The organism is Bradyrhizobium sp. P5_C11_2 (assembly GCF_054049755.1).
On sequence record NZ_JBFULT010000527.1, the window covers coordinates 1 to 5,348 of the forward strand.

7 protein-coding genes are annotated in these 5,348 nt (G+C 62.3%); 4 read left to right on the forward strand and 3 right to left on the reverse strand.

Annotated elements, in window-relative coordinates; all coding sequences use genetic code 11:
* Positions 1–960, reverse strand: a 960-nt coding sequence (gene rho / locus ACXJL8_RS32965) for a transcription termination factor Rho (protein WP_456686293.1), incomplete at its 3' end; no start/stop codon positions are given.
* A gap of 248 nt (positions 961–1,208) precedes the next feature.
* Positions 1,209–1,643, reverse strand: a complete 435-nt coding sequence (hemJ, locus tag ACXJL8_RS32970) for a protoporphyrinogen oxidase HemJ (RefSeq protein ID WP_456621470.1) — start codon at positions 1,641–1,643, stop codon at positions 1,209–1,211.
* A gap of 459 nt (positions 1,644–2,102) precedes the next feature.
* Here hemJ and ACXJL8_RS32975 point away from each other — a divergent pair, with 459 nt between their 5' ends.
* Genes ACXJL8_RS32975 through dnaQ form a run of 4 tightly spaced genes read left to right on the forward strand, consistent with a single transcriptional unit; the run spans position 2,103 to position 4,936 of the window.
* Positions 2,103–2,942 (forward strand): pyruvate, water dikinase regulatory protein, encoded by an 840-nt coding sequence (locus ACXJL8_RS32975; RefSeq protein WP_456686294.1) that lies wholly within the window; start codon positions 2,103–2,105, stop codon positions 2,940–2,942.
* Between the two features lie 9 nt (positions 2,943–2,951).
* Positions 2,952–3,560: a Maf family protein gene (locus ACXJL8_RS32980; RefSeq protein ID WP_456621468.1), complete on the forward strand. Its 609-nt coding sequence runs from the start codon at positions 2,952–2,954 to the stop codon at positions 3,558–3,560.
* 23 nt (positions 3,561–3,583) lie between these two features.
* Positions 3,584–4,183: a dephospho-CoA kinase gene (gene coaE, locus ACXJL8_RS32985; RefSeq protein ID WP_456621467.1), complete on the forward strand. Its 600-nt coding sequence runs from the start codon at positions 3,584–3,586 to the stop codon at positions 4,181–4,183.
* A 36-nt stretch (positions 4,184–4,219) separates the two neighbouring features.
* On the forward strand, positions 4,220–4,936 hold the full coding sequence (gene dnaQ / locus ACXJL8_RS32990) for a DNA polymerase III subunit epsilon (protein ID WP_456686295.1): 717 nt from the start codon (positions 4,220–4,222) through the stop codon (positions 4,934–4,936).
* Here the strand turns inward: dnaQ and secB are convergent.
* A partial coding sequence (gene secB / locus ACXJL8_RS32995) for a protein-export chaperone SecB (protein ID WP_456686296.1) occupies positions 4,933–5,348 on the reverse strand: 416 nt, incomplete at its 5' end. The genes dnaQ and secB overlap by 4 nt on opposite strands.

Consider the following 5,348-nt stretch of genomic DNA (forward strand, 5'->3'; position numbering starts at 1 on the left):
CGCGATGATGGTCAACGAGCCGCCCTCCTCGATGTTACGGGCGGCACCGAAGAAGCGCTTCGGGCGCTGGAGCGCGTTGGCGTCGACACCGCCGGTCAGCACCTTGCCGGATGACGGCACCACGGTGTTGTAGGCGCGGCCCAGACGCGTGATCGAGTCGAGCAGGATCACCACGTCGCGGCCGTGTTCGACCAGGCGCTTGGCTTTCTCGATCACCATCTCGGCGACCTGGACGTGGCGCACGGCCGGTTCGTCGAAGGTCGATGACACGACCTCGCCCTTCACCGAACGCTGCATGTCCGTGACTTCTTCCGGACGTTCGTCGATCAGCAGCACGATCAGATAGCATTCGGGATGATTGTGCGTGATCGAGTGCGCGATGTTCTGCATCAGCACGGTCTTGCCGGTGCGCGGCGGCGCGACGATCAGTGCGCGCTGGCCCTTGCCGATCGGCGCGACGATGTCGATCACCCTTGCAGAAAGGTCTTTTCGCGTCGGATCGTCGATCTCCATGCGAAAGCGCTGATTGGGAAACAGCGGCGTGAGGTTGTCGAAATTGACCTTGTGCTTGGCCTTTTCCGGATCCTCGAAGTTGAGCGTGTTGACCTTCAGCAACGCGAAATAGCGCTCGCCCTCTTTCGGGCTGCGGATGTGACCTTCGATGGTGTCGCCAGTGCGCAGGCCGAAGCGGCGGATCTGCGAGGGCGAGACGTAGATGTCGTCCGGGCCCGGCAGATAATTGGCGTCAGGCGAGCGGAGGAAGCCGAAGCCGTCGGACAGCACCTCGACGACGCCTTCGCCGACGATGTCGGTTTCCGCCAGCGCAAGCTGCTTGAGGATGGCGAACAGCAGCTCCTGCTTGCGCATGGTGCTGGCATTCTCGACCCCGTTCTCTTCCGCGAACGAGACAAGCTCGGCCGGCGTCTTCGACTTGAGGTCCTGGAGTTTAATTTCCCGCATTGGGGTGGTCCTGTGGGGTAACCTTGGGAGGGGGTGCGAGGAGGCTCGGAAATGCGGACGTGAGAAGGTAAGGTCCGCAGGTCTGGCAAGGTGAGCGCCGGGTGAGGCTTCAAACCTGATGCGGTGTCCGGCCTCTGGAAAGCTCAGACACAACCACATCCGCCTGCGTTGGGTGGGATATCGCCAATATAGAAAATCGCTCCTCACTCCGCAAGCCGAAGCGCTGAGCGATCGTTCACGATCCTTGCCTAGAACGGCTTCACGATCACCATGATGACGATGAGAATCATCAGGACGGTCGGCACCTCATTGATAATCCGATAGAATTTCTGGGTCCGCAGGCGCCGGTCGGCGGCGAAATCCTTTAGCCAGCGCGAAAAAAAGCCGTGGACCGCGGACAGCGCCAGGACCAGTGCAAGTTTTACGTGCAGCCAGGGCGACGCGAACCAGTGGCCGGACCAGGCGAGGTAGAGCCCGGCGAGCCAGGTGACGGTCATGGCGGGATTGATGATCGCCTTGAGCAGCCGCCGTTCCATGACCTTGAACGTCTCCGACTGCTTCGAGCCGACCTCCGCGTCGCAGTGATAGACGAACAGCCGCGGCAGATAGAGCATGCCGGCCATCCAGGAGATGACGGCGATCACGTGCAGCGCCTTGATCCAGAGATAGACGTTTTCAAACATTCCCAGCATCCAAATTTGCGCCCGGCCTTCCGGTGGCTGGGGATAGTAAGAACTCGTTAAGGTCTTCCAGCGCACAGATATCCATCTGGAGCGCCCTTCTCCAATAAAGAATCTTAGAATCTTAAGGTTTGAGTCTTAGTGACGGTGGATTGGACTCACGCAATGCCGTCCGCCGCTTCACGCGCGCTTGTTCACATCCATCAACATGTCCCGCGAAGGTCCGGCCTGCCCGGATAAGTCGTCCGGCCTCAAGGGCTTGCGCGCGGCTGTCGGCAGCTTATCAAGGGGGTTGTCCGCGCAATCCCGTTTCTGCTTTGCCCGGGCGTCGAAGTTGTTCTGACGGGCAGTGGTGTGAAGAAAATTGGCACTTGTCCCGCCCCTGGTGTCGCGCAACCCTTTCCGAGGGGTTAAGGTCCACAGAAATCCACAAACCACACCGCCTCCATACAAAGAGTTTTTGTGCCGACTTCGAGCAATTATTTCCATCTCCACCTCGTCTCCGACTCAACCGGTGAGACGCTGATCACCGTGGCGCGCGCGGTCGCGGCGCAATACGCCGCCGTGACGCCGGTCGAGCATGTCTATCCGCTGGTACGCAGCCAGAAGCAGCTCGATCGCGTGCTCGACGAGATCGAGGAAGCGCCGGGAATCGTGCTGTTCACGCTGCTCGAGAAGGATCTGGTCTCGAGGCTCGAGGACAAGTGCAAGGGGATCAATGTCCCGAGCCTGTCGATCATCGGTCCGGTGATGCAGTTGTTCGAAGCCTATCTCGGGGCGGCGACGACCGGCCGGGTCGGCGCCCAGCACGTCCTCAATGCAGAATATTTCAAGYGCATCGATGCGCTGAACTACACGATGATCCATGACGACGGCCAGCATGTCGAAGGACTTGACGATGCGGACGTCGTGCTCGTCGGTGTCTCCCGCACCTCGAAGACGCCGACGTCGATCTATCTCGCCAATCGCGGCATCCGCACCGCCAACGTGCCGCTGGTGCCGGGCATTCCGGTGCCGCCGCAACTGGAGACGTTGACGCGGCCGCTGGTGGTGAGCCTGCACGCAACGCCGGAACGCCTGATCCAGGTTCGTCAGAACCGTCTGCTGTCGATGGGCGCCAGCTCCGGCAGCGACACCTATACCGACAGGCAGGCGGTTGCCGACGAGGTCGCGTTTGCCCGCAAGCTGAGCGCCAAGCACGATTGGCCGCTGCTCGACGTCACCCGTCGCTCGATCGAGGAAACCGCCGCGGCGATCATGAAGCTGTACACCGACCGGCAACGCAACCGCCCTTCCGAATAAGTGCTGGCGATGGGTCTCTGGCGCAGCAAATCTCCGTTGATCCTCGCCTCGCAAAGTGCGGCGCGCAAAATGTTGCTGGCCAATGCCGGGCTGGAGTTCAAGGCGATTACGGCCGATATCGACGAGCGCGGCATCCAGGCCGCCTCCAGGCTTTCGGCACCGCGCGACATCGGCCTGTTGCTGGCGTGCGAAAAGGCCAAGGCTGTTTCAGTGCATCATCCCGGCAGCTATGTGATCGGCGCCGACCAGACGTTGGCTCTCGGCGATCGTCTGTTCAACAAGCCCGCAGGCCGCGCCCAGGCCATGACGCAATTGCGCGAGCTCGCCGGCAAGAGCCACGAGTTGAATTCGGCCGTGGCCGTGGCGCGCGACGGCCAGATTATTTTCGAGGACGTCGCGGTGGCCCGCATGACCATGCGCCAAATGTCCGAGCCGGAGCTTTCGGCCTATCTCGATGTCGCCGGCGATGCCGTGACGTCAAGCGTCGGCGCCTATCAGCTCGAGGGCGTGGGAATCCACTTGTTCGAGCGAATCGAGGGCGATCACTTCACCATTCTCGGCCTGCCGCTGCTGCCGCTGCTTGCGTTCCTGCGGCGTGAGCGGCTAGTTGCGGTGTGAATGGCAGAGATGGCTGTGCGCTGATGCGGATTTTGGGACTGACCGGCTCGATCGGGATGGGAAAATCCACCACCGCGAAACTGTTCGCGGAGGCCGGTGTGCCCGTCTACGACGCCGATGCCGCCGTCCATCAACTCTACGAAGGTGAGGCCGCTCCCGCGATCGAAGCCGCATTCCCGGGTACCACCGCCAACGGCAAGGTCGATCGGCCGAAACTGTCCGCGCGCGTGGTGCACGATCCCGCCGCGATCAAGCAGCTGGAGCAGATCGTCCACCCGATGCTCGGTGCTTCCCGCCAGAAATTCTTCGCCGACGCGGAAGCCGCCAAGGCGCCGGTCGTGGTCCTCGACATTCCGCTGCTGTTCGAGACCGGCGGTGAAAAACGCGTCGACGCCGTGGTCGTGGTGTCGACCTCGCCGGAACTTCAGCGCGAGCGCGTGCTGGCGCGGGGCACCATGGACGCGGCGAAGCTCGACGCCATCATCGCCAAGCAGACGCCCGATGCAGAGAAGCGCAAGCGCGCCGATTTCGTGGTGGATACGTCACACGGACTCGAGCCGGTGCGCGCGCAAATCAGGGACATTCTGGCCGAGGTCGTTAAGATGCCGCAGCGGCGAGCCTGATTCGCCGCCTCACACGGCCTCCTAGATTCTCAGATCATGCGTGAAATCGTTCTCGACACCGAAACCACCGGCCTCGATCCGCTGCGCGGCGATCGTCTGGTCGAAATCGGCTGCGTCGAGATCTYCAACCGCATGCCGACGGGGCAGAGCTTCCACGTTTACATCAATCCCGAAAGGGACATGCCGGCGGAAGCCTTTGCGGTGCACGGTCTGTCGGCCGAATTTCTGGCGACGAAGCCGCTGTTCCACGAGGTGGTCGACGAATTCATCGAGTTCATCGGCGATGCGCCGCTGGTGATCCACAACGCCTCGTTCGACATCAGCTTCATCAATGCCGAGCTAGACCGCATCAAGCGCGCGGCGATTCCGCGCGAGCGGCTGGTCGACACATTGCTGCTGGCGCGGCGCAAGCATCCCGGCGTGTCCAACCGGCTCGACGATCTCTGCTCGCGCTATGCGATCGACAATTCGCACCGCACCAAGCACGGCGCGCTGCTCGACGCCGAGCTGCTGGCGGAAGTCTATATCGATCTGATCGGGGCCCGGCAGTCGCAACTGATCCTGGCTTCCGACGGCGAGGATAGCCGCGTCAATGCGGCAGGCGATACACCGCGGCGGCAGCGGCTGGTGCCGCTTGCGCCGCGGGTGACAGATGCCGAGCGCGAGGCCCACCGGGCCTTCATTGCAACGCTCGGCGACAAGGCGATCTGGAACGAGTTCCTTCCCGCCCCAGCCGTCAGTCCGGCCGGTTAGGCCTGACCGCTCGGCTGAGCGGCCATTTGCCGCTCCATGTTCTGACGGTAGAGACCGACGAAATCGACCGGATCCAGCATCAGGGGCGGGAACCCGCCGTCGCGAACCGCGGTCGCGATGATCTCGCGGGCGAACGGGAACAACAGCCGCGGGCACTCGATCATGACCAGCGGATGCAGATTCTCCTTCGGCACGTTGGTGATCCGGAACACGCCGGCATAAGCGAGCTCGAACGAGAACATCACCTTGCCCGCGGTCTCGGCCTTGCCTTCGACCGACAGCGTCACCTCGAACTCCTGTTCKCTGAGGTTATTGGCGCTGACGTTGATCTGGATGTTGATCTGGGGCGGCTGGCCCTGTGACTGGAGCGAACTCGGCGCGTTCGGATTTTCGAACGAGAGGTCCTTGGTAT

What these genes read in the sequence shown, in the direction of transcription:
- hemJ (WP_456621470.1), bottom strand. Translation starts at nt 1,643, where the DNA reads ATGTTTGAAAACGTCTATCTCTGGATCAAGGCGCTGCACGTGATCGCC.
- ACXJL8_RS32980 (WP_456621468.1), top strand. Translation starts at nt 2,952, where the DNA reads ATGGGTCTCTGGCGCAGCAAATCTCCGTTGATCCTCGCCTCGCAAAGT.
- coaE (WP_456621467.1), top strand. Translation starts at nt 3,584, where the DNA reads ATGCGGATTTTGGGACTGACCGGCTCGATCGGGATGGGAAAATCCACC.